This is a genomic window from Leucobacter chromiiresistens, from assembly GCF_900102345.1.
Classification (GTDB): domain Bacteria; phylum Actinomycetota; class Actinomycetes; order Actinomycetales; family Microbacteriaceae; genus Leucobacter; species Leucobacter chromiiresistens.
The window spans coordinates 2,050,839-2,075,199 of sequence record NZ_FNKB01000001.1 but is presented as its reverse complement, the minus strand read 5'-3'; the positions used below and the strand labels follow the sequence as shown (position 1 = coordinate 2,075,199).

Here is a 24,361-nt window from a genome sequence, read left to right as displayed (position 1 = left end):
CGGGTTACCTCAGGAACTCGGGGATGTCGAGATCGTCGTCATCGTCGCCGTCGAATGCGGGATCGGAGATCTGCGCCTCGACCGGAGGGTTGGAGAGCACCTCGCCGAACTGCCCGGTGGGAGGGTTCTTGGATCCCGCGTCGCCCGCGGCCGACAGGCCCGAGTACGCGGCGCCCGCGCCGACCGAGGCGGCTCCGGCGGCGGCCGCAGGAGCGGCGACCTCGTCGAGGCTCTCGACGTGGCTGCCGCGCCGCCCGCGCTCCGGTCCCGGCACGGGGGCGGGCGTCTCGTCGTCGAATCCGGCGGCGATGACCGTGACGCGCACCTCGTCGCCGAGGGTGTCGTCGATGACGGTGCCGAAGATGATGTTCGCCTCGGGGTGCACCACATCCTGCACCAGCGTCGACGCCTCGTAGATCTCGCTCAGCGCCAGGTTCGACGATCCCTGGATGGAGAGCAGCACGCCGTGGGCGCCCTCGACGGACGCCTCGAGCAGCGGGGAGGCCACGGCGAGCTCGGCGGCCTTGATGGCGCGGTCGGCGCCGCGGGCGGATCCGATGCCCATGAGCGCCGCTCCGGCGCCCTGCATGACCGATTTCACGTCGGCGAAGTCGAGGTTGATGAGGCCCGGCGTGGTGATGAGGTCGGTGATGCCCGAGACGCCGGCGAGGAGCACCTGGTCGGCGGCCGCGAACGCCTCGATCATGCTGATGCCGGGCTCGCTGATGTCGAGGAGGCGGTCGTTGGGCACGACGATGAGCGTGTCGACGGCCTCGCGGAGGGTGTGCACGCCGGCGTCGGCCTGGGCCGCGCGCCGCTTGCCCTCGAAGCTGAAGGGTCGCGTGACGACGCCGATGGTCAGCGCGCCGATGGACTTCGCGATGCGCGCCACAACCGGTGCGGCGCCGGTGCCGGTTCCGCCGCCCTCGCCCGCGGTCACGAACACCATGTCGGCGCCGGCGAGCGCTTCCTCGATCTCCTCCGCGTGGTCCTCGGCCGCGCGGCGCCCCACCTCGGGGTCGGCGCCGGCGCCCAGCCCGCGGGTGAGCTCGCGGCCCACGTCGAGCTTGACGTCCGCGTCGCTCAGCAGCAGCGCCTGAGCGTCGGTGTTGACCGCGATGAACTCGACGCCGCGCAGCCCGAGCTCGATCATCCGGTTGACCGCGTTCACGCCGCCGCCGCCGACGCCGACGACCTTGATCACCGCAAGGTAGTTCTGGTTCGCTGACACGTGCTTCCTCCGCCCCTAACCTTCAACCTCTACTTAAGGTTAAGAGTTAGTATTGCCGTATACATTTCCTGCGCACCACCGTATGGGCGGGAGGGGATGCGCATCGCCTGACACGCCGCGCGCCCGCCGAAAGAACCGGGCCGCGCTACTCGAAGACGGGCGCCTCGGTCGCCGAGACATCGATGCGAGACACCGACTGGTCCGCGAGCGACGAGAGCATCGCCTGCAGCACGACCGCCTTCCGGCGACTGTCATCGGCGTCGCCCCAGATCACCGTGATCCCGCTCGCGAGAGCGAACGTGACATCCTGAGCGCTCGTCGCACTCGCGCCGGTGATCTGCCCGCGGAGATCCGCGGGCATGTCGCGCAGCGCGCGAGAGGCCGATCTGAACGCCGCGGAGCTCAGGTCGGTCAGCGCGCCCGCTCCGAGCGGCACGCCGGCCGGCGCCGCATCGGCGGAGCCGAGCAGCACACCGGCGGCGTCGTAGAGCTGCACGCCCTCCGAGCCGGCGACCGAGATCACCGGGGTGCGCTCCTCGATGCGCACCACGAGGGTGTGCGGCGGAACGCGCTCGACGGCGTACCGCTGGATCACGGGGAACGGCTCCAACGCCCGATGCACCTCGCCGTCGTCGATCAGCGCGAGCGGCCGGCCCTCGAACCGCTCGAGCGCCGCCTGCACCTCACCCGCGTCGACGCTCTCGACTCCCGAGACCTCGATCTCCCGCACCGCCATGAGCGGCGTGAACACCCCCGCCGCGACGAAGAGCACCAGCGCCCCCACCGCCGCGAGCACGACGTACCAGCGTCGCCTGCGCCGACGCGCCTCCGCAGAGAACCGGCGCCGCTCGCCGCGCGCCTGCCGCTTGCGCTGCCGGGCGGCCGCGGCGAGCCGTCGCTCCGCGATGAGCACCGGATCCTGCGCCGTGCCGCGGAAGCGCTCGAGCGGCGAGCGGCGGGGCGCATCGAGCGCCCCGAGATCCACCGTGGCGTGCTCGTCGCCGAGCGACGCGCCGTGGCGCAGCGCGGCGGTCCGCGCAGCGCGCACATCGCTCAGGTCGATCGTGCCGGCGGTCTCCGACGACGGCACGGGCGACTCCGCCTGAGCCGGTTGCGGCGCCCGCACACGGCTCAACCGCGGTCGCGGCTCCTCAGCCGAGACCTCCCCCGCACGGGCGCGCGTCGCAGGCACGCGCGGGCGCCCGTCGGACTCCGGCTCCGGCCGCGGCCGATCCGGAGTCCGATCGAAACCGCCCGGGCGCTTCACCGCGCCTCGAGCTCGAACCGGTCGCGCAGCGCCGCCACCACCTGCGGGATGATGCGGTAGACGGTGCCGCAGCTCATCGTCACCATGACATCGCCGGGGCGTGCGAAGCGTGCGAGGTACTCGGCGGCGTCCTCCCACTCGGGCACATAGGCCACGCGATCCGCATCCCGGAAGTCGTCCGAGACGAGCGCCCCCGTCACCTCGGGCACCGGGTCCTCCCGGGCCCCGTCGACGGCGAGCACCACCGTGTGATCGGCGCCCTGCTCGAGCACCTCGGCGAACTCCCGATGGAACAGGCGCGTCCGGCTGTACAGATGCGGCTGATGGATCGCGATGAGCCGGCCGTCGCCGACCACCGCGCGCGCCGAATCGAGCAGCGCCGCGACCTCCGTCGGATGATGCGCGTAATCGTCGTACACGCGCACGCCGTTCACATCGGCGTGGAACTCGAACCGGCGCTTCGTCCCTCCGAAGGCCGCGATCGCCTGCAGCGCACCGGCCGGCTCGAACCCGAGGCCGGTGAGCACGGCGAGCGCTCCCACCGCGTTGACGGCGTTGTGCCTGCCGTACACGGAGAGCTGCGCCTCGTACCGCTCGCCGTCGATCTCGACGGCGAAGCGCACGGGGCCGGAATCATCGACCTCGACGATGCGGACATCGGCCTCCGCCGCCTCGCCGAAGGTGCGCACCGGCGCATGCCCGCCCTGCTCGCGCAGCGCGGCGAGCACCTCCAGCGCACCCGGGTCGTCGGCGGAGATCACGATCTGCTCGCGCGCACCCCGCGCGAAGTCGACGAAGGCCTGCATGAAGGCCTCGCGGGAGCCGTAGAAGTCGAGGTGCTCGGGGTCGACGTTCGTGATGAGCGCCACGGCGGTGTCGTAGAGCAGGAACGACTTGTCCGACTCGTCCGCCTCGATGACGAACAGGTCGTCGGCGCCGGCGCCCGAGCTCACCCCGAGCGACTCGATCACGCCGCCGTTGACGAACGACGGGTCGGCTCCCGTGCCGAGCAGCCCGGTCACCACCATGCCGGTCGACGTCGTCTTGCCGTGCGCCCCCGCGACCGAGACCACGCGCGCGCTTCGAGCCAGCCAGGCGAGCGCCTGCGAGCGGTGCAGCACCGGGAGCCCCGAAGCGAGGGCGCGCTGGTACTCCGGGTTGTCGGTCCAGAGCGCGCCCGTCACCACGAGCGTGTCGGCATCGCCGACGTTCGCGGCGTCGTGCCCGATCGCCACCGGTATGCCGAGCTCGACGAGCGCGTCGGTCGAGTAGTTCGCGCTGCGATCGGAACCGGTCACGGCGACGCCCGCCTGATGCATCATGCGGGCGATGCCGCTCATGCCCGAACCGCCGATGCCGACGAAATGGACCCGCCCGAGTTCGTCGGGAATCTGCAGTTCGAGGTCGGGATAGATCATGGCGCCTCCTCAGCACGAATCAACAGTCAAGCGTACCGCGACGCGAGCCGCCCGCCGATGCGGACCCGCTGCGCGTCGGCAGGCGCTCAGGTTCCGGGCGCGCCGATCGCCTCGCGCACGAGATCGAACAGGCGCTCGGTGCCGTCCAGGCGCCCCGCCGAGCGCGCGCGCCGCGACATCTCCTCGAGGCGGGCGTCGTCGGCGAGCAGCGGCAGGAGCTCGTCGCGCACCCAGTCGGCGGTGAGCTCCCCGTCGTCCACGAGCAGCGCGCCCCCCGCCTGCACGACGCCGGCCGCGTTGAACCGCTGCTCCCCGTTGCCCACCGCGTACGGCACGAGCACGGCCGGGATGCCGAGACCCGAGAGTTCGCTCACGGTCGTCGATCCGGCGCGGGAGACGGCGAGGTCGCACGCCGCGAAGGCGAGGTCCATGCGGTCGCAGTACGGGATCACGATGTAGCCGGGCACCCCGGGATCCTCGAGCTCGGTCAGCCCGCCCCAGACGTGCAGCACCTGCACGCCGGCGTCGGCCAGCGCCCGCGCCGAGCCCGAGATGCCGCGGTTCAGCGCCCGCGCGCCGAGCGAGCCGCCCGTGACGAGCAGCGTGCGCCGCTCGGGGTCGAGCCCGAAGTGCCGTCGGGCATCGGCGCGCAGTGCCGCGCGATCCAGGCCGGTGATCTCCGGTCGCAGCGGCATGCCCGTGACGCGCGCCCCGGGCATCGGCGTGCCCGCGAACGTCACAGCGACGTGCGGGGTGCTCCGCGCGCCCCAGCGGTTCGCCATGCCCGGCTTCGCGTTCGCCTCGTGGATCACGACGGGGACGCGCTCCCGGGCGCCGGCCCGGTAGGCGGGAGCGGCGGCGTACCCGCCGAAGCCCACGACGACGTCGATGTCGCGGGCCCGCATCAGGCGGCGCACCTGCGCCACCGCGCGCGCGAACCGGGCCGGGAACCGCACGGCGGCGAGGTCGGGGCGGCGCGGGAACGGTAGGCGCTCAATGTGCACCAGCTCGTAGCCCCGTTCGGGAACGAGCCGGGCCTCGAGGCCCTCACGGGTGCCGAGTACCACGATCCCGGCATCCGGCTCCTCGCGCCGGATCAGATCGGCGAGGGCGAGCAGCGGGTTCACATGCCCGGCAGTGCCGCCGCCCGCGAGCAGGTAGTTGGTCATTGCAGTCCCATCTCTTCGTCGTGTCGTGCGGCATCGCGCGCGATCGAGATCACGACCCCGATCGCGATGAGGCAGGCGATGAGGGCGGTGCCACCCGCGCTGATGAGCGGCAGGGGCACGCCGAGCACGGGCAGCACGCCCACCACGACGGCGATGTTCACGAACGCCTGCCCGACGATCCAGACGAGCACGCCGCCGACCACCGCGCGCCCGAAGCGATCGCGCGCCCGAACGATGAGCCGCAGCATCACGACGGTGAGCGCGATGAACAGCACGACGACGAGCAGCGCGCCGATGAGCCCGAGCTCCTCCCCGATCACCGCGAAGATGTAGTCGTTGTCGGCTGCGGGCAGCCACGACCACTTCGCCTTCGAGTTGCCGAGTCCCACGCCGAACAGCCCGCCGCCCGCGAGCGCCCAGAGTCCGTGCGTGGCCTGCCAGTCGATGCCGCTGTAGTCGTCCGTTCCCCCGGCGTGGCTGAGGAGCCTCGCCATGCGGTTCGGGCTCGAGAGCACGAAGAAGGCGACGGCGAGAGCGCCGCCGATCGCGGTGACGCCGAGCGTCTTCCAGCTCATCCCGCCGAAGAACATGGCGCCGAACACCAGCGCGGCCATGATCATCACCGTTCCGAGATCCTTACCCAGCAGCACCACGCCGAGTGCGATCAGGGCTCCCGGGATGACGACCGGGATCAGCTCGTGGCGCATCTGCCCGAAGAGCGGCTCCTTGCGCTGCATCACGGCGCCGACCCACACCACCAGGGCGAGTTTCAGCGCCTCCGACGGCTGCGCGGTGACGCCGCCGAGCTGGATCCAGTTGCGGTTGCCCGCCACCTCGAATCCGAGGGGCGTGAAGACGAGCAGCTGGAGCACGATGCCGAGGCCGAAGAGCACCCACGCGTAGCGTTTCCAGAAGCTCACGGGCATCGCGGCGGCGACGAGCATGAGCGGGATCCCGATCACCGCGAAGATGACCTGCCGCCAGAATCCGCCGAAGAAACCCTGATCGGCGAGGTAGGAGGTGATGGAGGACGCCGAGAGCACCATGATGAGGCCGAACCCCACCAGCAGGAAGGTGAGGGTGTACAGCGCGATCACGGTGCGATCGGAGCCGATGCGCAGCATCCCGCCCAGCCGGATCAGGGCCTGGGCGGGAGCACGGCTCGGTTCGCGCTCGCGCGTGCGCGCCGACATCATTCCAGCTCTCGAACCGCGGCCTGGAAGCGTCGGCCGCGGTCTCCGTAGCTCTCGAACTGGTCCATCGATGCGGCGGCCGGCGAGAGCAGCACGGTGTCGCCGGGCCGGCCGATGGCGAGGGCCTCGGCCACCGCCGCGGACATGATGCCCGACGGGTCGCGCTCGGCGTCGGCGATCTCGACGACGGGCCGCTCGCCGAGGTGCCGGCGCAGCGCCTCCACCACGGGCGTGCGGTCCACCCCGATCACCACGGCGCCGCGCAGCCGCTTCGCATGGGTGCGCACGAGCTCGTCGATGTCGACGCCCTTGAGCAGGCCGCCGAGCACCCAGACCACGTCGTTCAGCGCTCGGAGCGATGCATCCGCTGCGTGAGCGTTGGTCGCCTTCGAGTCGTCGATCCAGCGCAGGCCGCGAATCTCGCCGAGCTGCTGCGCGCGGTGCGGATCGGGCGCGAACGAGAGCACCGCCCGCGCGATCTCGCCCGGCTCGATGCCGCGAGCGCGTGCGAGTGCGCTCGCGGCGAGCACGTTCTGCACCATGTGCGGCGCGGCGATGCCGCGCTCGGCGAGCTCCTCGACGGTGACGAGCTCGAAGGCCTCGCTGCGCCGCTCGGCGTGGTAGCCGCGGTCGACGAGGATCCCCTCCACCACCCCGAAGCCGCTGCTCGGCGGCGTGTCGAGTCCGAAGCTGATCGCGCGAGCGCCCTCGACGACATCGGCGGCCTCGACCATGCGCTCGGTGGCGGGGTCGGCGCGATTGTAGACGCAGGCCACCTGCGTGTTGCGGTAGACCTTCGCCTTCGCCGCCCAGTACGCCTCGGGGCCGCCGTGCCAGTCGAGGTGGTCGTCCGCGAAGTTCAGGCACGCACTGGCGTACGGCGAGATCTCGCCGAGGCGTTCGAGCTGGAAGCTCGAGAGCTCCACGACGATCGCGTCGTATCCCTGCGGGTCGCGGAGCGCGTCGAGGATGGGCGTGCCGATGTTGCCGGCGGGCGTCACCCGGAGGCCTCCCGCGGCGAGCATGTGAGCGGTGAGCTGGGTCGTCGTCGTCTTGCCGTTGGTTCCGGTGATGCAGATCCAGTCGGCGATCCGGCCCGTCTTGTCGCGGAGTCGCCAGCCGAGCTCGATGTCGCCCCAGACCGTGACGTCGCGCGCGGTCGCCCAGGTCGTCAGGGGGTGATCGGGGCGGTAGCCGGGCGAGACGACGACCAGCTCGGGGTCGAACGCCTCCAGATCGGCCAGCTGGGCCTCGTCGTCGCTCTCGATGAGCCACTCGGCGCCGATGACGTCGAGCAGGCGCTCGCGCTCCGGGTCGGGCGCGTCGGTGATCACGCGAACGCGGCACCCCAGTTCGACGAGCGTGTCGGCGACGGAGAAGCCGGTGACGCCGAGCCCGAGCACCGCGACCCGGAGCCCGCTCCAATCGTGGTGCCAGCTCGACAGCGACTCGACGCGCTCGGCGACGAGCTTCGCGTAGATCGATGCGTCCCCGCTGCTGCTGTTCACATCTGCTCCCATCATGGCTGCTGCAGCAGCCATTCGCCGTAGAAGGCTCCGACGCCGGCGATGACGAAGAGCGCGGCGATGATCCAGAATCGGACCACCACGGTCACCTCCGCCCAGCCTTTGAGCTCGAAGTGGTGGTGGATCGGGCTCATGAGGAAGATGCGCCTCCCGTGGGTCACCTTGAAGTACAGGCGCTGCAGGATCACCGATCCGGTCTCGATGATGAACAGCCCGCCGATGAGGATCAGCAGCACCTCCGTGCGGCTGACGATCGCGAGCGCCGCGATCGCACCGCCGATGCCCATCGAGCCCGTATCGCCCATGAAGACGTGGGCGGGGTTGGTGTTCCACCAGAGGAAGCCGCCGACGCCGCCGAGGAACGCCGCCGCGATCACGGCGAGATCCATCGGATCGCGGACCTCGTAGCACCCGGGCTCCGACGCCGTGCTCGCGCAGCTCTGCGCGGCCTGCCAGAAGCCGATCACGAGGTACGCCCCGAACGCGAAGATGGCCGCGCCCGCGGCGAGGCCGTCGAGGCCGTCCGTCACGTTGACCGCGTTCGTCGTCGCGGTGACGATGACCATCACCCAGATGATCACGAGGCCCGCGCCGATGATCGGCCCGAACGTCATGAAGTCGAAGGGGAGGTCGCGGAACACCGAGATGTGCGTCGAGACCGGCGTGACGCCCGCATCGTTCGCGAACTGGATGCCGAGAATGGCGAACGAGACCGCGATGACGACCTGTCCGACGATCTTCGCCCAGCCGCCGAGGCCGGCGGACGCCTGCTGACGGGTCTTCATGAAGTCGTCGATGAAGCCCACGAGCCCCGCTCCGACCGCCATGAGGATCACGAGGAGTGCGGAGGGCGAGGGCTGCTCGCCCATCACGAGCTTGCCGACGAAGTAGGCGATCACCGACCCGGAGAGGAAGATGAGACCGCCCATCGTGGGGGTGCCGCGCTTGACCTCGTGCTCCTTCGGTCCGTCGACGCGGATCGGCTGCCCCCAGCGGAGCCGATTGAAGCCGCGCACGAACAGCGGCGTGAGGAGCAACGAGTACAGGAGCGAGAAGCCGCCCGCGATCAGGAGCGCGATCATGCGTACGCCTCCCCGAGTCGATCGCCGAGTCGCTGCAGGCCGGCCGCATTCGACGACTTCACGAGCACGGTGTCGCCGGCGCGCAGCGTGTCGGTCAGGTACCCGAACGCCTCGTCCTGCCCGGAGAAGAACGTGCTCTCCCCGTCCCAGGATCCCTCGTTGATGGCGCTGATGTGCAGCTGCCGCGCCTCATCGCCCACCACCACGAGTTCGGAGATGCCGAGGCGCACGGCCTGCAGGCCGACGCGGCGGTGCTCTTCGATGGAGTACTCCCCCAGCTCGCTCATCGCGCCGAGCACCGCGACGGAGCGGCCCTCCGGCTTGCGGATCTGGGCGAGCGTGCGCAGCGCGGCGCTCATCGAGTCCGGGCTCGCGTTGTAGGCGTCGTTGATGACGGTGATGCCGTCGCGACCGCCGAGCACCTCCATGCGGCCCGGGGCCGCGAGCGTCGCGGACTCGAGCGTCGCGACGATGTCGCTCAGCGGAATGCCGAGCGCGCGCCCGACGGCTGCGGCGGCAAGCGCGTTCATGACGTGGTGCTCCCCGAGCACGCGGAAGCGCACGGGGAGCGAGTCGCCGTCGGCGTGGATCGTGAACGCCGTCCCGGTCGCCGACGCATCGACGTCGGTCGCGCGCACGTCGGCGCCGTCGGAGAGGCCGAACCAGAGCACGCGGGCGCGCGTGAGGTCGGCCATCTGCGAGACGCGCGGGTCGTCGCGGTTGAGCACGGCGACCGCGTCCTCGGGCAGATCGCGCACCATCTCGCTCTTCGTGCGGAACGTGGTCTCGATGCCCCCGAACTCGCCGGCGTGCGCGAGACCGACGGTGAGCACGACGCCGATGTGCGGCGGAGCCATCGCGGTGAGCCGGGCGATCTCGCCCTCCGCGCTCGCCCCCATCTCGGCGACGAGCGTGCGCGTATCGGGCGCGACGCGCAGCATCGTCAGCGGCCCGCCCACCTCGTTGTTGAACGACTTGGCCGAGGCGACGGTGGGGCCCGTCCGCTCCGCCATCGCCGCGACGAGGTTCTTCGTCGTGGTCTTGCCGTTCGAGCCCGTGATGCCGACGATGGTGAGCCCGCCGGCGTCGCGCACGCGGCGAACGACCTCGGTCGCGAGCGCCCCGAGCGCAGCGGTGCTGTCGGCGACGACGATCTGCGGCGCGCGGCGATCGACGTCGCGCTCGACGACGAGCAGCGCCGCCCCGGCGTCGACGGCGCGGTCGGCGAACCGGTGCCCGTCGGTCTCCTCGCCGCGGCGGGCGAAGAAGATCTGCCCCGGGCCGACCTCGCGGGAGTCGGTCTGCGACTCCCCGTCGACCACCGTGTCGGGCCCCGATCCGTCGTCTCCGACGATCAGGCGGCCGTTCACAGCGGTCGCGATCTCGGCCAGTGTCAGTGCAATCACGGGAGCAGTCCTGCCTCGCGGAGCGCGCCGCGAACTTCGTCACGCGCCGAGTACGGGATGAACCGACCGGCGACCTCTTGATGGTCCTCGTGTCCGGGACCGGCATACAGAATAACGTCACCGGGATCGGCGAGCGAAATGGCGAGCCGCACCGCGGCGCGCGGGTCGCCCTCTTCGATCACGACGGCGTGCTGCGCGGATCGGGCGCCCGCGATCAGCTTCGCGCGGATGGCCTCCGGCGGCTCCGAGCGGGGGTGGTAGTCGCACACGATGACGGTGTCGGCACCAGCCGCCGCGATCCTGCCCATCTCCTCGCGCTTCGTGGTGTCGCGGTCGCCGTCGGCTCCGAAGAGGAAGATGATCTTGCCCGGTGCGACCTCGCCGAGCGCGTCGAGCATGGCCGCGAACGCGCCCGGGGTGTGCCCGTAGTCGACGTAGAAGCGCGGGCCGGTGCTGCCGCTCTCGGTGATCTGCTCGAGTCGGCCCGGGATGAACACCGGGATGCGGCCGTGATCGAGGCCCTGGGAGACCTGATCGATGGGGATGCCGGCTTCGTGCAGCATGATCAGCGCGAGCGCCGCGTTCTCCGCCATGAAGCGGCCGAATACGGGAACACTGCCGCGGAAGTGCGCGCCGCCGGGACCCTGCAGCACGAACGACACGCCGTCGAGCGTCTGACGCGTGATCGCCAGATGCCAGTCCGCGTCCTGCCCGTACTCGGTCGCGAGTCGCGTCACCGGGATGCGCGACTCGCGGGCGATGCGCTGGCCCCACGGCGAGTCGACGACGACGACGCCGCGCTCCGCGTGCTCGGGCGAGAACAGCGCGAGCTTCGCCGCGAAGTAGGTCTCCAGGTCGCCGAACTCGTCGAGGTGATCCTGCGAGAAGTTGTTGAACGCGACGACGTCGAAGCGCACCCCGTCGAGGCGGTGGCGCACGACCGCCTGCGCCGACACCTCGAGCGCGACGCCCGCGACGCCGACCTCGGCCATGCGCGCCAGCAGGCCGTGCAGCTCGGAGGCCTCGGGGCTGGTGAGGTTGCTGACGATGACCTCGTCGCCGATCCGCCGCTCGGCGGTCGAGCTGAGGCCCGTCGTGATGCCCGCTGCGCGCAGCAGCTCGGCGAGGAGGTAGACGACGCTCGTCTTCCCGTTCGTGCCGGTGACGCCGAAGATGCGGGCGGCGAGGCCGTCGGTGCCGTAGACCGCCGCTGCGACGTCCCCGAGGATCGTGCGCGGGTGCGCTTCGGAGACGAGCACGGGGAGGTCGGGGGCCGCAGCGGCGACCAGCTCGGCGCCGGCCGCGTCGGTGAGCACGACGCTCGCACCCGACGCCGCGGCCTGGCCGGCGAACTCGGCGCCGTGGCGCTGCGCGCCCGGCATGCCCACGTACAGGTCGCCGGGTCGGACGTCGCGGGAGTCGAGCGACACGCCGGTCACCGTCAGGCCCTCCGGCAGGCCCGGCGCGCGCAGCCCGAACCGGTCGACGATCGCGCCGACGGGAACGGGAACGGGGTGCTGCGGGCGAATGCTCAAGGCATCTCCGGTACTCACTGGTGCGGGCCTCCTGGGCGTGATCAATACTCGGTGGGGAGCGGTGCGAACTCCCCCGTGGACGGCGGAATGTGGAACGTGCGGATCGTCGCCTCTGCAGCCTGCCGGAATGCGGTGAGCGCGGCGACGCCGCCATCTCCCGCCGTCGGGAACGCAATCGATGCTACCGCGACGTACTGCGGATCGTCGGCGGGGAAGATGCCCGCGAACGAATGCACGTAGTCGGTGCGGTAGAGCCCGGTGTCGGGATCGACCTGCTCCGCCGTGCCCGTCTTACCCGCGATGCGGTAGCCGGGAATGGAGATGAGGTCGGAGAACCAGCCCTCGGTGGTCACCGTCTCCAGCATGGCCATGACGTCGGCGGCGGTCTTCTCGGAGACCGCAGTCGTCGGCTCGCCGTGGTCGGGCTCGGTGACCGAGCCGTCCGCCGCCGTGCACTGCTTGACGATGCTGGGCGGCACGCGCACCCCCTGGTTGGCGATGGTCTGGTACACGCCCGCCGTCTGCACGATGGTCGACGAGAGCCCCTGGCCGAACATCGTGTTGTACGACGTCTGCCGATCCCAGTCGCCGGGCTCGTACAGCAGGCCCGAATCCTCGACCGGCATGCCGGCCTGCGTCGCCGTGCCCACGCCGAATCGCTTCAGGTAGTCGTACCGCGTGTCGGCGTCCAGCTGCGCGCCGAGCATCGACGTGCCGACGTTCGACGACTGCGTGAGGATGCCGGTGAGCGTCCACGGCATCTCGGGGTGGTTGAAGGCGTCGCCGAAGCGCACGCCCGGTTCGGGCTCCAGGTAGTCGGGCGTGAGATTCTGCGAGGTGGGGGTGGCGACGCCCTGGTCGATGAGCGCGGCGGCGGTGATCGTCTTGAACGTCGATCCCGGTTCGTACGGCGAGGTGAAGGATCGGGCCTCGCGCTTCCCGGGGTCGGACGCGTCCACGTCGTTCGGGTCGACGGAGCCGTCCTCGGCGACGGCGACGAGCTCGCCGGTGTGCACGTTCATCACGGTGAGCAGGCCGTACTCGGCGCCGACGGACTGCACCTGCTGGTTGATCGCCTGCTGCGCCTCCCACTGCAGGTCGCGATCGATGGTGAGCTGCACGGTGCCGCCGTCCTCGACCTTGCGCGTGACCACGACGCTGCCGGGCAGCGCGACGCCGTCCTCGCTGCGCTCGTAGGTCTCGGTGCCGTCGACGCCGGTGAGGCAGGCGTCCTGCGACAGCTCGACGCCGGCCTGCGGCACATCGTCGGCGCCGGAGAAGCCGACGATGTTGCCGCCGACCGCGCCGTTCGGGTACGTGCGCTTGTGCTGACTCTCGAACGTGAGCCACGGGATCTCGAGCGCCTTGAGCGCATTCAGCTGGGTCAGATCGATCGAGCGCTGCACGTAGGCGAAGTCGGATTTGGGATTGTCGCGCAGCGCGTCGTCGACGATCTTCTGGATCTCCGCGCCGCTCTGGCCGGTCACCTCACCGATCTCCTCGAACGCCTGCGCCGCTGAGACCTCGACGGTGCCCACGCCGCGCTCCGCGTCGAGACGGTAGAAGACCCCGTCGTTGAGCCGCGTGTTCTTCGGCGACAGCTGCACATCGTACCGTTCGTCGGTAGTGGCCAGCACCTCGCCGTCGCGGTCGACGATGTCGCCCCGCACGCTCGGGATGGCGACGGGCACGGCGCGCTTGTGCTTCGCGTCCTCGTTGAGGGCGGCGGCCGAGACGACCTGCACGTCGACGAGCCGCACGAGGAACACGAGCGCGGCGACGATGATGATGCCGAGCGCAATGGCTCGACGGAGCGACGATCCGCGCAGTCTCAGCATCCGATACCTCCCGGAGTTCTGCTGCTGCCTAGTGCGTATCGGGCGCCGGCAGCTTGCCCGTCCACCGTACCGGCGGATCGATGCTTTGGGCCTGTGCGCCCGCGGCCTGTCCCGAGTTGCGCGGCACCAGCAGCCCGGCGGCGTCGACGACCGGCATGCTCTCGAGGGTCGCGTTCGGAACGAGGTTGCCCGACGCCTCCGTCGTCTCGGATTCGAGCGCGCCGAGCACCGCCCCGTCGCTCAGGCGGAGCGTCGCGGGGCGGGAGTTCTGCACCATGCCGAGTGCCGCGGCGTTCTCCGCGAGGTTCTGCGGGGATGCGAGCTTGTCGACGTTCTGCGAGAGCACGCGCTCCACGCGCGCGAGGTCGCGCTGCTCGACCTCGAGCGCCCGGGTCTCGTAGGCGCCCTGGGAGATCGCGATGCTCAACCCGAGCTGCGTCGCGAAGATCGTCAGCACGACGCCGACGGCGATGAGCGCTCCGGCGAGCGGGCTGCGCTTCGTGCGCGCCGCCGGTCGCGCGGCCGGCGCGGGCACGGGGCGCAGGTGCCGTTCGCGCTCGGTCGGGGGCGCCCCCGCGGGCGCGCCGAGACGGAGTACGGCAGCGTCGAATTCCATCGGCAGTGTCGAGCTCATCGTGCGTCCCTCACTCGTTCGGCGGCGCGCAGGCGCACGGGGATGGCGCGCGGGTTGCGCGCCCGTTCCGCATCGTCCGCGAGTTCCGCTCCGCGCGTGAGGAGGCGGAACTCGGGTCGGTGCTCGGGGAGCTCCACCGGCAGCCCTGCGGGCGCGGTGGAGGCGGTGCGGCGGGCGAACTCCCGCTTGACGAACCGGTCCTCGAGCGACTGGTACGACATGACGACGGCGCGTCCGCCGACGCGGAGCAGATCGAGGGCCGCGGGGATGGCGCGCTCGAGAACTGAGAGCTCGGCGTTTACCTCGATCCGCAGTGCCTGGAAGACCCGCTTCGCCGGGTGGCGCTGATCCCGCACCGCGGCGGGGGTCGCAGCCTGCAGCACGTCGACCAGCCGGCCGCTGCGCAGGATCGGCTCCTGCGCGCGGGCCGCGATGATCGCGCGCGCGTAGCGCCCCGCGAGCGGCTCTTCGCCGTAGCGCTCGAAGATCGCGCGCAGACGGCCCTCCGGAGCCGTCGCCAGCACGTCGGCGGCCGTCTCTCCGCTGCTCTGGTCCATCCGCATGTCGAGCGGCGCGTCCTGCGCGTATGCGAAGCCGCGGTCGGCCTCGTCGAGCTGCAGGGAGGAGACGCCGAGATCGAACAGCACGCCGTCGATGCGCGAGAACCCGCTGCCCGCGACGGCGCGTGCGATCTCGTCGTACACCGCGTGCACGCGGATCGCCCGATCGCCGAAGCGCGCGAGTCGTGCGCCGGCGAGCTCGAGCGCTTCGGTGTCGCGGTCGAGTCCGATGACGTGCAGGTGCGGGAACCGCTCGAGCAGCGCCTCGGTGTGCCCGCCCATGCCGAGGGTCGCGTCGACGATCACCGGCGGTGCCCCGGGCGCTCCGTCGGCCGCCGCGGGGGCGAGCAGTTCGATGCAGCGCTCGAGCAGCACGGGGGTGTGCAGCGCGCTCGGATCGCGTGTGTTGTCGTGTGCCATAGCGATTCCGGGCTAGAACATGCCCGGGATCACCTCCTCCTCGATCTCGGAGAACGCCGCCTCCTGCGCTGCCAGGTAGGTCTGCCAAGCCTCCGCATCCCAGATCTCCGCGCGCGAGCCGGCGCCGATGACGGCCAGTTCGCGGTCGAGCCCCGCGTATTCGCGGAGGTTCTGCGGGATGGTGACGCGGCTCTGCTTGTCGGGGGTCTCAGGGTGGGCCCCGGAGAGGAAGACGCGGAGATAGTCGCGCGCCTGCTTCGACGCGAGCGGCGCGCTGCGCAGACGCTGGTGCATCTCCGCGAACTCCGTCTCGCTGAAGACGTAGAGGCACCGCTCCTGACCGCGCGTGATCACGAGCCCGTCGGCGAGTTCGCTGCGGAACTTCGCGGGGAGGATCAGGCGGCCTTTCTCGTCCAGGCGCGGCGTGAAGGTTCCCAGGAACAATGGGACCTCCTTTCGCCGACTCGTCCTCGTGCACCAGTTTACTCCACTTTCCTCCACTCTTCCCCTCCGAGCACGAGAAATCGCTCTCTTTCCGCGAGAACGCGCAGAGAGTCGGGAGTGCGGCAGGGCCGGAGTCGACCGCGGGACCGGCGCGGTCGCGCCGGAGAAAGCACGCGCTGACGCGCGAACGAGCGGGCGGACGGTTCAGAGAACGTCGGCGGGGAGCAAAGTGGAGTGAACGGGGAGCTCAGGGCTCAGCGGTGCCGCGGGCACGAAAAAAGCGCCAGGTCATCGACCTGGCGCTGCACGCTCCGAACGTGACGATCGGGGAGGCTACCGCTCCCCCTCCATGCGCTGATCCCAGCGACGCTCCATCCGCTCGCTGAGCGATTCCCGCGACGCCTTCGGGCCCGAGCCCGCGGAGGTGATGTCGTCGACGGTGAGCGGACCGGCCGAGCGGCGGGACAGCATCAGCACGACGCCGCCGAGCATGATGGCGAAGCCCACCAGCCCCAGCCAAAGCAGCTGCACTGCGACGCCCGCGACGAGCACCCCGATGCCGGCGACGACGACGATCACGCCGAGCACGAGAGAACGGTAGTTGAGGCGGCGGGGCTCTGCGGAACCTGCTTGCAGAACATCGGCTTCGCTCTGGTAGAAGCCGCGCTCCATCTCGTCAAGCAACCGCTGTTCGTGCTCTGACAGCGCCATGACGACCCTCCTGCATCTCGTGAAACGTGGTACCCATCAGTCTACGACCCGTGCCCGTGAGTAGGCTAGGCGCGTGCAAGAAACGATTCGACTCGCTGGCCTCGTTCAGGAGCGCATCGGCGACATTCTCGAACGGCACCGCGACGAACTCGCCGCCCTCGGAGATGACGCCTCGGCGCTCCTCGACGAAGCGGAGCAGTTCCTCACCGGCGGCAAGCGATTCCGTGCGCAATTCGCGGTGCTCGGCTACCGATCCGTGCGCGAGCTCGACCTCTCCGACGGCGTCGACGGCGCCGCCGATGCCGTGCTCGACGCGGCCTGCGCACTCGAGTTCTTCCACGCGGCCGCGCTGATCCACGACGACATCATCGACCGCTCCGACACCCGCCGCGGCCGCCCCGCCGCGCACCGCGCATTCGCGACGCTGCACGCGGGCGAGCGCTGGGCCGGCGCATCCGAGCACTTCGGTATCGCCGCGGCGATCCTGCTCGGCGACCTGCTGCAGTCGTGGGCCGACGAGCTCATGCAGAGCGCGTGCGCCGGCGCTGCCTCCCCGGCCGCGGCCCGGGCTGCACGGGCGCACTTCAACCGCATGCGGAGCGAGGTCGCCGTCGGCCAGTACCTCGACGTGCTCGAGGAGCAGCAGCCCGCATTCGCGGCGCACGACGAGCAGCTCGAGCGTTCGACGCGGGTGCTCGTCTACAAATCGGCGAAGTACAGCGTCGAGGCGCCGCTGCTGATCGGGGCGGCGCTCGCGGGGGCCGACGAGGAGCACGAGCAGGCGCTCCGCGACTACGGCCTGCCGATCGGCGTGGCATTCCAGCTGCGCGACGACCTGCTCGGCGTCTTCGGCGACGCCTCGGTCACGGGAAAGCCCGCGGGCGACGACCTGGTGGAGGGCAAGCGCACCGTGCTGGTCACGCTCGCGCGCGAGAACCTCCCCGGCACCCAGCGGCGCATCTTCGACGATCTGCTCGGCAACGATCTCGAGCCCGAGCAGGTCGCCATTCTGCAACGCACCATTCGCGAGAGCGGCGCAGTCGAGCGCGTGGAGCAGATGATCGGCCGCAACGTGGAGCGGGCGCTCTCCGCCCTGCAGTCGTCGCCGGCGCGCCCCGATGCGGGCGAGGCGCTCGCCCGCCTCGCGGATCGCGCCACTCGGCGGGAGTTCTGAGCACCGCGGTCAGCGCAAGACCGCTCGGTGCCGAGTCGCCGCGATGCGGAGCGGCGCCACCCTGAAGACGGTCAGAAGGCGAGCGCCTGCGTCGCGCGGCGCACGGCGCTCTTCCGACCCGATTGCAGTGAATCGATCGGGCGCTCGCCGAGCTCCTCGTTGACCGAGAGCATCCAGAGCACCGCCTCCTCCTCGGAGAACCCGGCGTCGTTCAGCACGAGCAGCGTGCCGCGCAGCGAGGGCAGCGGCTCGTCTCCCTGCAGGAACTCCGCGGGAACCCGCACGGCGCCATCGATGCGCACCGATGCGAGCACATGGTCCTCGATGAGGCGATGGAGTCGGCCGGGGGTGATGCCCAGGCGGTCGACGAGCTCCGCAACGCTGAGCATCGGCGCCGTCGTCAGCGGGCTACGGTCTGAAGCGGTGTTCTCTGCCACGGTTCCACTCTGCCAGCGGGTTCCGGCGAGCGCAATCCGACCGCGCCCGGCGCGCATCATGAAACCGTCATCCGAAGTTCCGTAGACTCTCTGGGTGACCTCCGTGCCTTCCGACCCGCTGATCGGGCAGACGCTCGACGGCCGTTACGCGATCAGATCGCGCATCGCCCGGGGCGGCATGGCGATGGTGTACCTCGCCACGGATCTCCGACTGGAGCGCCGCGTCGCGGTGAAGGTGATGCACGAGCACCTCGCGGAGGACGCGAATTTCACGAGGCGCTTCGAGCAGGAGGCGCGCAGCGCCGCGCGGCTCTCGCACCCGAATCTCGTGAACGTCTTCGATCAGGGCCACGACCTCGGCCGCACCTACCTCGTCATGGAGTACCTGCCGAGCATCACGCTGCGGGAGCTGCTGAAGCAGCAGCGCCATCTCACCGCAGAGCAGTCGCTGGAGATCGGCGAGGCCGTGCTCTCGGGCCTCGCGGCGGCGCACGCGGCTGGGATCGTGCATCGCGACCTCAAGCCCGAGAACGTCATGCTCGCCGACGACGGGCGCATCAAGCTCGGCGACTTCGGCCTCGCCCGGGCGGTGAGCGCCAACACCACGACGGGGCAGGCTCTGCTCGGCACCATCGCGTACCTCTCCCCCGAGCTCGTCACCCGCGGAGTCGCCGACGCCCGCAGCGACATCTACGCCTTCGGCATCATGCTCTACGAGATGCTCACGGGCACCCAGCCGTTCGTCGGCGAGCAGCCCATGCAGATCGCGTACCAGCACGCGCACTCCGACGTGCCCGCCCCGTCGCTGCAGAGCGCCGAGGCGAGCCCGGCACTCGACTCCCTCGTGCTGTGGATGACGCGTCGCGAGCCCGACGAGCGGCCGCGCGACGCGGGCGAGGCGCTCGAATCACTGCGCGGCATCGTCGGCGCCGAGGCGGGATCGGGCTCGACCCGGGTGCTGCCGCGCATCGCCGACGAGGGCGCGGCCACCCCGGCCACCTCGGTGCTCGACCCCGCGCAGCGCTGGGCGCTGGGCGGTGGTGCCGACGATGCCGCGACAACTGTCGCGCCCGCGGTCGATCCTGCCGTCGCGCCCCCTCGGGCTCCGGCGCCGATCGACCGCGCCGCCGATGCCGGGCGCGCGCGGCGCCGTCGCGGCCGCATCGCCGCGGTGGTCGCCGTCCTGCTGATCGCGACGGCCGGCGGGCTCGGCTGGTGGTTCGGCCAGGGCCCGGGGTCGCAGGTGACCGTACCCGACGTGGCCGGTCAGGAGATCGCCGCCGCGCAGGCGGCGCTCGAGGAGCACGCGCTGGTCGTCTCGGTCGCCGAGTGCTCGAGCCTCGAGTACCCGGCCGGGCAGGCGGCCGAGACGGAGCCCGCATCGGGGTCGCGGGTGGATCGCGGCACCTCCGTGCAGCTCTGCCAGTCGACCGGCCCGCAGCTCCTCCCCGTGCCGACGCTGGTCGGTCTGTCGCTCGACGAGGCCCGGGCGCAGATCGAGGATCAGCGGTTCACCGTCGGTGAGGTGCTCGAGCAGCGCTTCTCGGGCGATGAGCCCGACACGGTGCTCGCCGCACTCGGAGCGAACGGCGATGCGCTGGGCGACACGTACCCGGAGCTCGGCACGATCGATCTGATCACCTCGGCCGGCCCGGTGCCCGACGTGACCGGGCTCACCGCTGACGACGCGACGGCGCGGCTCGCCGACAGCTCGCTCACCGTCGACCCCGCGGTGGGCGCCGAATCGTACAGCGCCGACGTGCCCCAGGGATCGGTCATCTCGCTGCTCCCGCAGACCGATCCGATGCGGCCGGGCGACAGCGTCGGCCTCGAGATCTCGCTCGGCCCCGAGCTCTTCCCCGTGCCCGACGTCTCCGACCTCCCCCTGCCGGAGGCGATGGACGCGCTGAGCGCTGCGGGCTTCACCCCGACGACGCTCGTGCCCGACGCGCTGCGCAGCTTCGCGAAGGCCACGGGAACCGACCCGGCCGCGGGCGAGAAGGTCGCCGCCGGCACCGAGATCCGCATCAGGAGCACGATCTCGCTCTGACGGCTCGCCGTCCCCTTCCGAGCTGCGCACGCCGCGCCGCACGAGAAGCGCCCGCCCTCCGTCGCGATGACGGAGGGCGGGCGCTCGATGCCGGGGTTCGGTGCAGCCCCGCGCGCTATGAGATCTTCTTGAGCTCCTCGGCCACCTGGAATGCGAGCTCGAGCGACTGCATGTGGTTGAGACGGGGGTCGCAGACCGATTCGTAGCGGGTCGCGAGCGTCGCCTCGTCGATGTTCTCCGAGCCGCCCAGGCACTCCGTGACATCGTCGCCCGTGAGCTCGATGTGGATGCCGCCCGGGTAGGTGCCGACCTCGCGGTGCGCTTCGAAGAAGCCGCGCAGCTCGTCCATCACGTCGTCGAATCGGCGTGTCTTGTAGCCGGTGGCCGTCGTCATGCCGTTGCCGTGCATCGGGTCCGTCACCCACAGCGGCGTCGCGCCCGCGTCGCGCACGCCGGCGAGCAGCCCCGGGAGCACGTCGCGGATCTTGCCGGCCCCCATCCGCGTGATGAACGTGAGACGCCCCGGCTCGCGCTCGGGATCGAGCTTGTCGATGAGGCGCAGCGCGTCGTCGACGGTCGCCGTCGGGCCGAGCTTCACCCCGATCGGGTTGCGCACGTGCGAGAGGAACTCGACGTGCGCGCCGTCGATGTCGCGCGTGCGCTCGCCGATCCAGAGCATGTGGCCCGAGGTGTCGTACAGGTCGCCCGTGCGCGAGTCGACGCGCGTCAGCGGCCGCTCGTAGTCGAGCAGCAGCGCCTCGTGACTGACGTAGAACTCGGTCTGCGTGAGCGCGGTGTTGTCGACCCCGCACGCCGCCATGAACCGCAGCGCGCGATCGATCTCGCCGGCGAGCGACTCGTACCGCTGATTCGCCGGGTTCGAGACGAACCCCTGGTTCCAGGCGTGCACCTGGCGCAGATCGGCGAAGCCGCCCTGCGTGAAGGCGCGGATCAGGTTGAGCGTCGACGCCGAGACGTGGTAGCCCTGCACGAGGCGAGCCGGGTCGGCGGTGCGCGATTCGGGGGTGAAGTCGTATCCGTTGACGAGGTCGCCGCGGTAGGCGGGCAGGGTGACGCCCTCCCGCGTCTCCTCGTTGCTGGAGCGCGGCTTCGCGAACTGGCCGGCCATGCGTCCGACCTTGATGACCGGCATCGAGGCGCCGTAGGTGAGCACGACCGCCATCTGCAGCAGCGTCTTGACGCGGTCGCGGATGCGATCGGCGGTCGCCGCGGCGAAGGTCTCGGCGCAGTCGCCGCCCTGCAGCAGGAACGCCTCCCCGCGCGCGGCCGATGCGAGGCGGTCGCGCAGCTGATCGGCCTCCCCGGCGAAGACGAGGGGCGGCTGCGACGAAAGCTCGCGGGCCGAATACGCCACCGCCTCGGGATCGGGCCAGACCGGCTGCTGCTTGGCCTCGAGCGCCTGATAGGCGTCGAGCTCCGCGAACGCTCGTTCGGCAGCAGTCTCGTGAATCTGGCTCGTCATGTCGATCCCTTACGTGAAGTGGGTACAGAAATATCGCGGCGATGCGCCGCGACCGTATCAGCCTACTGCCTCATCGGGTCCGAGCACGCCGCGAGGAGAGCGCCCGCAGCGAACGCGGGCCCGGGATCACCGGTTGCGCACGCTCGACGCGTACACGTCCACGTACGTCTGGCCGCTGAGCTTCTGGATCTCGAGCATGATCTCGTCCGTCACACTCCGCAACACGAAGCGGTCGGCGCTCATGCCGGCGAAACGGCTGAAGTCGAGGGGCTTCCCGACGACCGTCCCGATCCTGCGGATCTTGGGCACCTTGGCGCCGATCGGCATCGCCTTCTCGGTGTCGATCATCACCGCCGGCACGACCACGGCGCCGGATTCGAGCACGAGGCGCGCGACGCCGGTGCGGCCGCGGTAGAGCCGCGCGTCGGGGCTGCGGGTGCCCTCGGGGTAGATGCCGAGCACGTCCCCGCGATCCAGCACGCCGAGGCCCGTGTTCAGCGACGCCTCGGAGGCTTTGCCCCCCGACCGGTCGATGGGCAGCTGGCCGACCGCGGTCATGAACGACTTCACGAGCCAGCCCTTCAGCCCCTTGCCCGTGAAGTAGTCGCTCTTCGCGAGGAAGTAGACGCGGCGGTCGATCATCGTCGGCATGAAGAAGGAATCGATCACCGAGAGGTGATTTCCTACAATGATCACCGGCCCGGTCGCCGGAATGTTCTCGGCACCCTCCAGCCACGGGCGGAACACCGTTTTCAAGATCGGCCCGATGATCAGGTGTTTGAAAATCCAGTAGAGCACGGCTCACGATTCCTCTCGACTGGGAACACCCTACCCGAGCCGGGGGCCCGGCGGAGGTATGCGTATAGGGTGGCAGAACACATGTGCGACGCGCGAGACCGCGTCGCGAACGACGGATACATGAGTATCGAAGGAGCTGCCGTGAATCAGTCCGAGACCCCGATCCTCGTCCCGCCGGTTCCCGAGGACAACATCACCGACCTCCTGGAGCAGCGGGTGCAGGCGACCCCCGAGCGGGCCCTGTTCGCGGTGCCCGCGGGCGACGGCTGGCGCGACATCACCGCGTCCGCGTTCCGCGCCGAGGTCGTGGCGCTGGCCAAGGGCCTGGTCGCCTCGGGCATCGAACCCGGCGACCGCGTCGCGTTCATGTGCAAGACGAGCTACGAGTGGACGCTCGTCGACTTCGCCATCCACTACGCCGGCGCCGTCATGGTGCCGATCTACGAGACGTCCTCTCCGCTGCAGGTGCACTGGGTGCTCGAGGATTCGGGCGCGCGCGCCGTACTCACGGAGACCGAGGATCACGCCGCGCGCTTCGAGGAGGTCAAAGACGACCTCCCGGCTGTGACGCTGGCCTGGCGACTCGACCGGGGCGCGCTCGCCGAGCTGCGCGAGGCCGGAACCGCGATTCCCGACGCGGAGATCGACCGGCGCCGCGGGCTCGCGCAGGGCTCCGACATCGCGACCGTCATCTACACCTCCGGATCGACGGGCCGGCCGAAGGGGTGCGTGCTGACCCACGCCAACTTCGTCGACCTCTCCCGCAATGCGGCCGCGGCGCTCTCCGACGTCGTGCAGCAGCCCGGGGCCGCGACGCTGCTGTTCGTCACGCTCGCCCACGTCTTCGCGAGGTTCATCTCGGTCATGTCGGTGCACGCCGGCGTGCGCGTCGGGCACCAGGCCGACACCAGCCAGCTCCTGCCGGCGCTCGGCACGTTCCAGCCGACCTTCCTGCTCGCCGTACCGCGCGTGTTCGAGAAGGTCTACAACTCGGCCGAACAGAAGACCGAGGCCGAAGGCAAGGGCAAGATCTTCCGGGCTGCGGCGAAGGTCGCCGTCGCGCACTCCGAGGCGCTCGACGCCGGCAAGGTGCCGTTCGCGCTCGCGCTGAAGTTCCGACTCTTCAACAAGCTCGTCTACGGCAAGCTCCGGGAGAAGCTGGGCGGCAAGGTGCGCTTCGCGGTGTCGGGATCAGCGCCCCTCAGCCACTACCTCGGGCACTTCTACCGCAGTCTCGGCGTGAAGATCCTCGAGGGGTACGGGCTCACCGAGACCACCGCGCCGGTGACGGTCAATCTTCCCGATCACTTCAAGATCGGCACCGTGGGCCCGCCCCTTCCCGGGCACACCGTGCGCATCGCCGACGACGGCGAGATCGAGGTGCAGGGCATCGACGTCTTCAAGGAGTACTGGAACAACGAGGAGGCGACGCGAGACGCCTTCACGGCCGACGGCTTCTTCCGCACGGGAGACATCGGCTCGCTCGACGAGGACGGCTATCTGACGATCACCGGCCGCAAGAAGGAGATCATCGTCACCGCCGGCGGCAAGAACGTCGCGCCGGCGGCGCTCGAGGATCCCATCCGCTCGAACACCATCATCGGCCAGGTGGTGGTCGTCGGCGATCAGCGGCCGTTCATTTCGGCCCTCGTCACGCTCGACCCCGAGATGCTCGCGCCGTGGCTGAACAACAACGGCGAGGATCCGATGATGTCGCTCGAGGAGGCGTCGGTGCACCCGAAGGTGCTGGCTGAGGTGCAGAGCGCCGTCGACCAGGGCAACGCGTTCGTCTCGCGTGCGGAGTCGATCCGCAAGTTCGTCATCCTGCCGACGGAGTTCATCGAAGCCAACGGGCACCTGACCCCGAAGATGAGCATTCGGCGCGACAACATCCTGCGCGATTTCGCGGGTGAGATCTCGGCCATGTACGGCGAGCACCCGCAGACCGAGAACGTCGGCGTCGTCAGCTAGCGCCCGCCGCGCCT

Annotated in this window: 20 protein-coding genes; 3 read left to right on the top strand and 17 right to left on the bottom strand. The window is 70.7% G+C overall.

The annotated features are described in order from the left end of the window. Window positions 1–4 precede the first annotated feature (4 nt). The 14 genes from ftsZ to BLT44_RS09355 all read right to left on the bottom strand — a co-directional run bounded on the left by ftsZ (window position 5) and on the right by BLT44_RS09355 (window position 16,434). A complete protein-coding gene (gene ftsZ, locus BLT44_RS09420; protein ID WP_010157356.1) occupies window positions 5–1,231 on the bottom strand; it encodes a cell division protein FtsZ in 1,227 nt (408 codons plus the stop codon). A 145-nt stretch (window positions 1,232–1,376) separates the two neighbouring features. After that, window positions 1,377–2,423 (bottom strand): cell division protein FtsQ/DivIB, encoded by a 1,047-nt coding sequence (locus BLT44_RS09415; protein WP_143026035.1) that lies wholly within the window; start codon window positions 2,421–2,423, stop codon window positions 1,377–1,379. Between the two features lie 71 nt (window positions 2,424–2,494). After that, entirely contained in the window at window positions 2,495–3,916 is a 1,422-nt protein-coding gene (murC, locus tag BLT44_RS09410) for a UDP-N-acetylmuramate--L-alanine ligase (RefSeq protein ID WP_010157360.1), read from the bottom strand. An 86-nt stretch (window positions 3,917–4,002) separates the two neighbouring features. Continuing rightward, window positions 4,003–5,085 carry a UDP-N-acetylglucosamine--N-acetylmuramyl-(pentapeptide) pyrophosphoryl-undecaprenol N-acetylglucosamine transferase gene (locus BLT44_RS09405; RefSeq protein ID WP_010157361.1) on the bottom strand — a complete coding sequence of 361 codons (1,083 nt, stop codon included), beginning with the start codon at window positions 5,083–5,085 and terminating at the stop codon, window positions 4,003–4,005. After that, window positions 5,082–6,278, bottom strand: a complete 1,197-nt coding sequence (ftsW, locus tag BLT44_RS09400; RefSeq protein ID WP_010157362.1) for a putative lipid II flippase FtsW — start codon at window positions 6,276–6,278, stop codon at window positions 5,082–5,084. Before ftsW ends, BLT44_RS09405 begins: the two co-directional genes overlap by 4 nt. Further along, a complete protein-coding gene (gene murD / locus BLT44_RS09395) occupies window positions 6,278–7,798 on the bottom strand; it encodes a UDP-N-acetylmuramoyl-L-alanine--D-glutamate ligase (protein WP_010157363.1) in 1,521 nt (506 codons plus the stop codon). Before murD ends, ftsW begins: the two co-directional genes overlap by 1 nt. Continuing rightward, a complete protein-coding gene (gene mraY / locus BLT44_RS09390) occupies window positions 7,798–8,886 on the bottom strand; it encodes a phospho-N-acetylmuramoyl-pentapeptide-transferase (RefSeq protein WP_010157364.1) in 1,089 nt (362 codons plus the stop codon). Before mraY ends, murD begins: the two co-directional genes overlap by 1 nt. Continuing rightward, window positions 8,883–10,292: a UDP-N-acetylmuramoyl-tripeptide--D-alanyl-D-alanine ligase gene (locus BLT44_RS09385; protein WP_010157365.1), complete on the bottom strand. Its 1,410-nt coding sequence runs from the start codon at window positions 10,290–10,292 to the stop codon at window positions 8,883–8,885. The genes mraY and BLT44_RS09385 overlap by 4 nt, the downstream gene beginning before the upstream one ends. Continuing rightward, complete coding sequence (locus BLT44_RS09380) at window positions 10,289–11,827, bottom strand: Mur ligase family protein (RefSeq protein WP_010157366.1); 1,539 nt, start codon at window positions 11,825–11,827, stop codon at window positions 10,289–10,291. Before BLT44_RS09380 ends, BLT44_RS09385 begins: the two co-directional genes overlap by 4 nt. Window positions 11,828–11,868: 41 nt before the next feature. After that, window positions 11,869–13,665 (bottom strand): peptidoglycan D,D-transpeptidase FtsI family protein, encoded by a 1,797-nt coding sequence (locus BLT44_RS09375; protein ID WP_010157367.1) that lies wholly within the window; start codon window positions 13,663–13,665, stop codon window positions 11,869–11,871. 28 nt (window positions 13,666–13,693) lie between these two features. Then, window positions 13,694–14,281 carry a cell division protein FtsL gene (gene ftsL, locus BLT44_RS09370; protein ID WP_231291578.1) on the bottom strand — a complete coding sequence of 196 codons (588 nt, stop codon included), beginning with the start codon at window positions 14,279–14,281 and terminating at the stop codon, window positions 13,694–13,696. 14 nt (window positions 14,282–14,295) lie between these two features. Then, window positions 14,296–15,279, bottom strand: a complete 984-nt coding sequence (rsmH, locus tag BLT44_RS09365; protein WP_010157369.1) for a 16S rRNA (cytosine(1402)-N(4))-methyltransferase RsmH — start codon at window positions 15,277–15,279, stop codon at window positions 14,296–14,298. A gap of 12 nt (window positions 15,280–15,291) precedes the next feature. Continuing rightward, window positions 15,292–15,723, bottom strand: coding sequence for a division/cell wall cluster transcriptional repressor MraZ (gene mraZ / locus BLT44_RS09360; RefSeq protein WP_010157370.1), 432 nt, complete (start codon window positions 15,721–15,723; stop codon window positions 15,292–15,294). Between the two features lie 333 nt (window positions 15,724–16,056). After that, on the bottom strand, window positions 16,057–16,434 hold the full coding sequence (locus BLT44_RS09355) for a DUF3040 domain-containing protein (RefSeq protein ID WP_010157371.1): 378 nt from the start codon (window positions 16,432–16,434) through the stop codon (window positions 16,057–16,059). 73 nt (window positions 16,435–16,507) lie between these two features. Between BLT44_RS09355 and BLT44_RS09350 the strand changes: the two genes are divergently transcribed. After that, a complete protein-coding gene (locus BLT44_RS09350) occupies window positions 16,508–17,608 on the top strand; it encodes a polyprenyl synthetase family protein (protein ID WP_010157372.1) in 1,101 nt (366 codons plus the stop codon). 71 nt (window positions 17,609–17,679) lie between these two features. Here BLT44_RS09350 and BLT44_RS09345 read toward each other — a convergent pair whose 3' ends face one another. Beyond that, window positions 17,680–18,045 (bottom strand): Rv2175c family DNA-binding protein, encoded by a 366-nt coding sequence (locus BLT44_RS09345; RefSeq protein WP_331270919.1) that lies wholly within the window; start codon window positions 18,043–18,045, stop codon window positions 17,680–17,682. A 94-nt stretch (window positions 18,046–18,139) separates the two neighbouring features. On the opposite strand from BLT44_RS09345, the gene pknB reads away from it, so the two are divergent. Next, window positions 18,140–20,095 carry a Stk1 family PASTA domain-containing Ser/Thr kinase gene (gene pknB, locus BLT44_RS09340; protein ID WP_074690165.1) on the top strand — a complete coding sequence of 652 codons (1,956 nt, stop codon included), beginning with the start codon at window positions 18,140–18,142 and terminating at the stop codon, window positions 20,093–20,095. A gap of 115 nt (window positions 20,096–20,210) precedes the next feature. Here pknB and BLT44_RS09335 read toward each other — a convergent pair whose 3' ends face one another. Then, on the bottom strand, window positions 20,211–21,578 hold the full coding sequence (locus BLT44_RS09335) for a class II 3-deoxy-7-phosphoheptulonate synthase (protein WP_010157376.1): 1,368 nt from the start codon (window positions 21,576–21,578) through the stop codon (window positions 20,211–20,213). 126 nt (window positions 21,579–21,704) lie between these two features. Then, window positions 21,705–22,376, bottom strand: a complete 672-nt coding sequence (locus BLT44_RS09330) for a lysophospholipid acyltransferase family protein (protein ID WP_010157377.1) — start codon at window positions 22,374–22,376, stop codon at window positions 21,705–21,707. A 141-nt stretch (window positions 22,377–22,517) separates the two neighbouring features. On the opposite strand from BLT44_RS09330, the gene BLT44_RS09325 reads away from it, so the two are divergent. Beyond that, the gene (locus BLT44_RS09325; protein WP_029608352.1) at window positions 22,518–24,347 is read left to right on the top strand and encodes an AMP-dependent synthetase/ligase; all 1,830 of its coding nucleotides are present in this window, start codon (window positions 22,518–22,520) and stop codon (window positions 24,345–24,347) included. Window positions 24,348–24,361: the final 14 nt, after the last annotated feature.

Bases quoted from the DNA above. Each gene is read 5' to 3' on its own strand.
- murC (WP_010157360.1), bottom strand. From the start codon at position 3,916: ATGATCTATCCCGACCTCGAACTGCAGATTCCCGACGAACTCGGGCGG.
- BLT44_RS09405 (WP_010157361.1), bottom strand. From the start codon at position 5,085: ATGACCAACTACCTGCTCGCGGGCGGCGGCACTGCCGGGCATGTGAAC.
- ftsW (WP_010157362.1), bottom strand. From the start codon at position 6,278: ATGTCGGCGCGCACGCGCGAGCGCGAACCGAGCCGTGCTCCCGCCCAG.
- murD (WP_010157363.1), bottom strand. From the start codon at position 7,798: ATGGGAGCAGATGTGAACAGCAGCAGCGGGGACGCATCGATCTACGCG.
- mraY (WP_010157364.1), bottom strand. From the start codon at position 8,886: ATGATCGCGCTCCTGATCGCGGGCGGCTTCTCGCTCCTGTACTCGTTG.
- BLT44_RS09375 (WP_010157367.1), bottom strand. From the start codon at position 13,665: ATGCTGAGACTGCGCGGATCGTCGCTCCGTCGAGCCATTGCGCTCGGC.
- ftsL (WP_231291578.1), bottom strand. From the start codon at position 14,281: ATGGAATTCGACGCTGCCGTACTCCGTCTCGGCGCGCCCGCGGGGGCG.
- rsmH (WP_010157369.1), bottom strand. From the start codon at position 15,279: ATGGCACACGACAACACACGCGATCCGAGCGCGCTGCACACCCCCGTG.
- BLT44_RS09355 (WP_010157371.1), bottom strand. From the start codon at position 16,434: ATGGCGCTGTCAGAGCACGAACAGCGGTTGCTTGACGAGATGGAGCGC.
- BLT44_RS09335 (WP_010157376.1), bottom strand. From the start codon at position 21,578: ATGACGAGCCAGATTCACGAGACTGCTGCCGAACGAGCGTTCGCGGAG.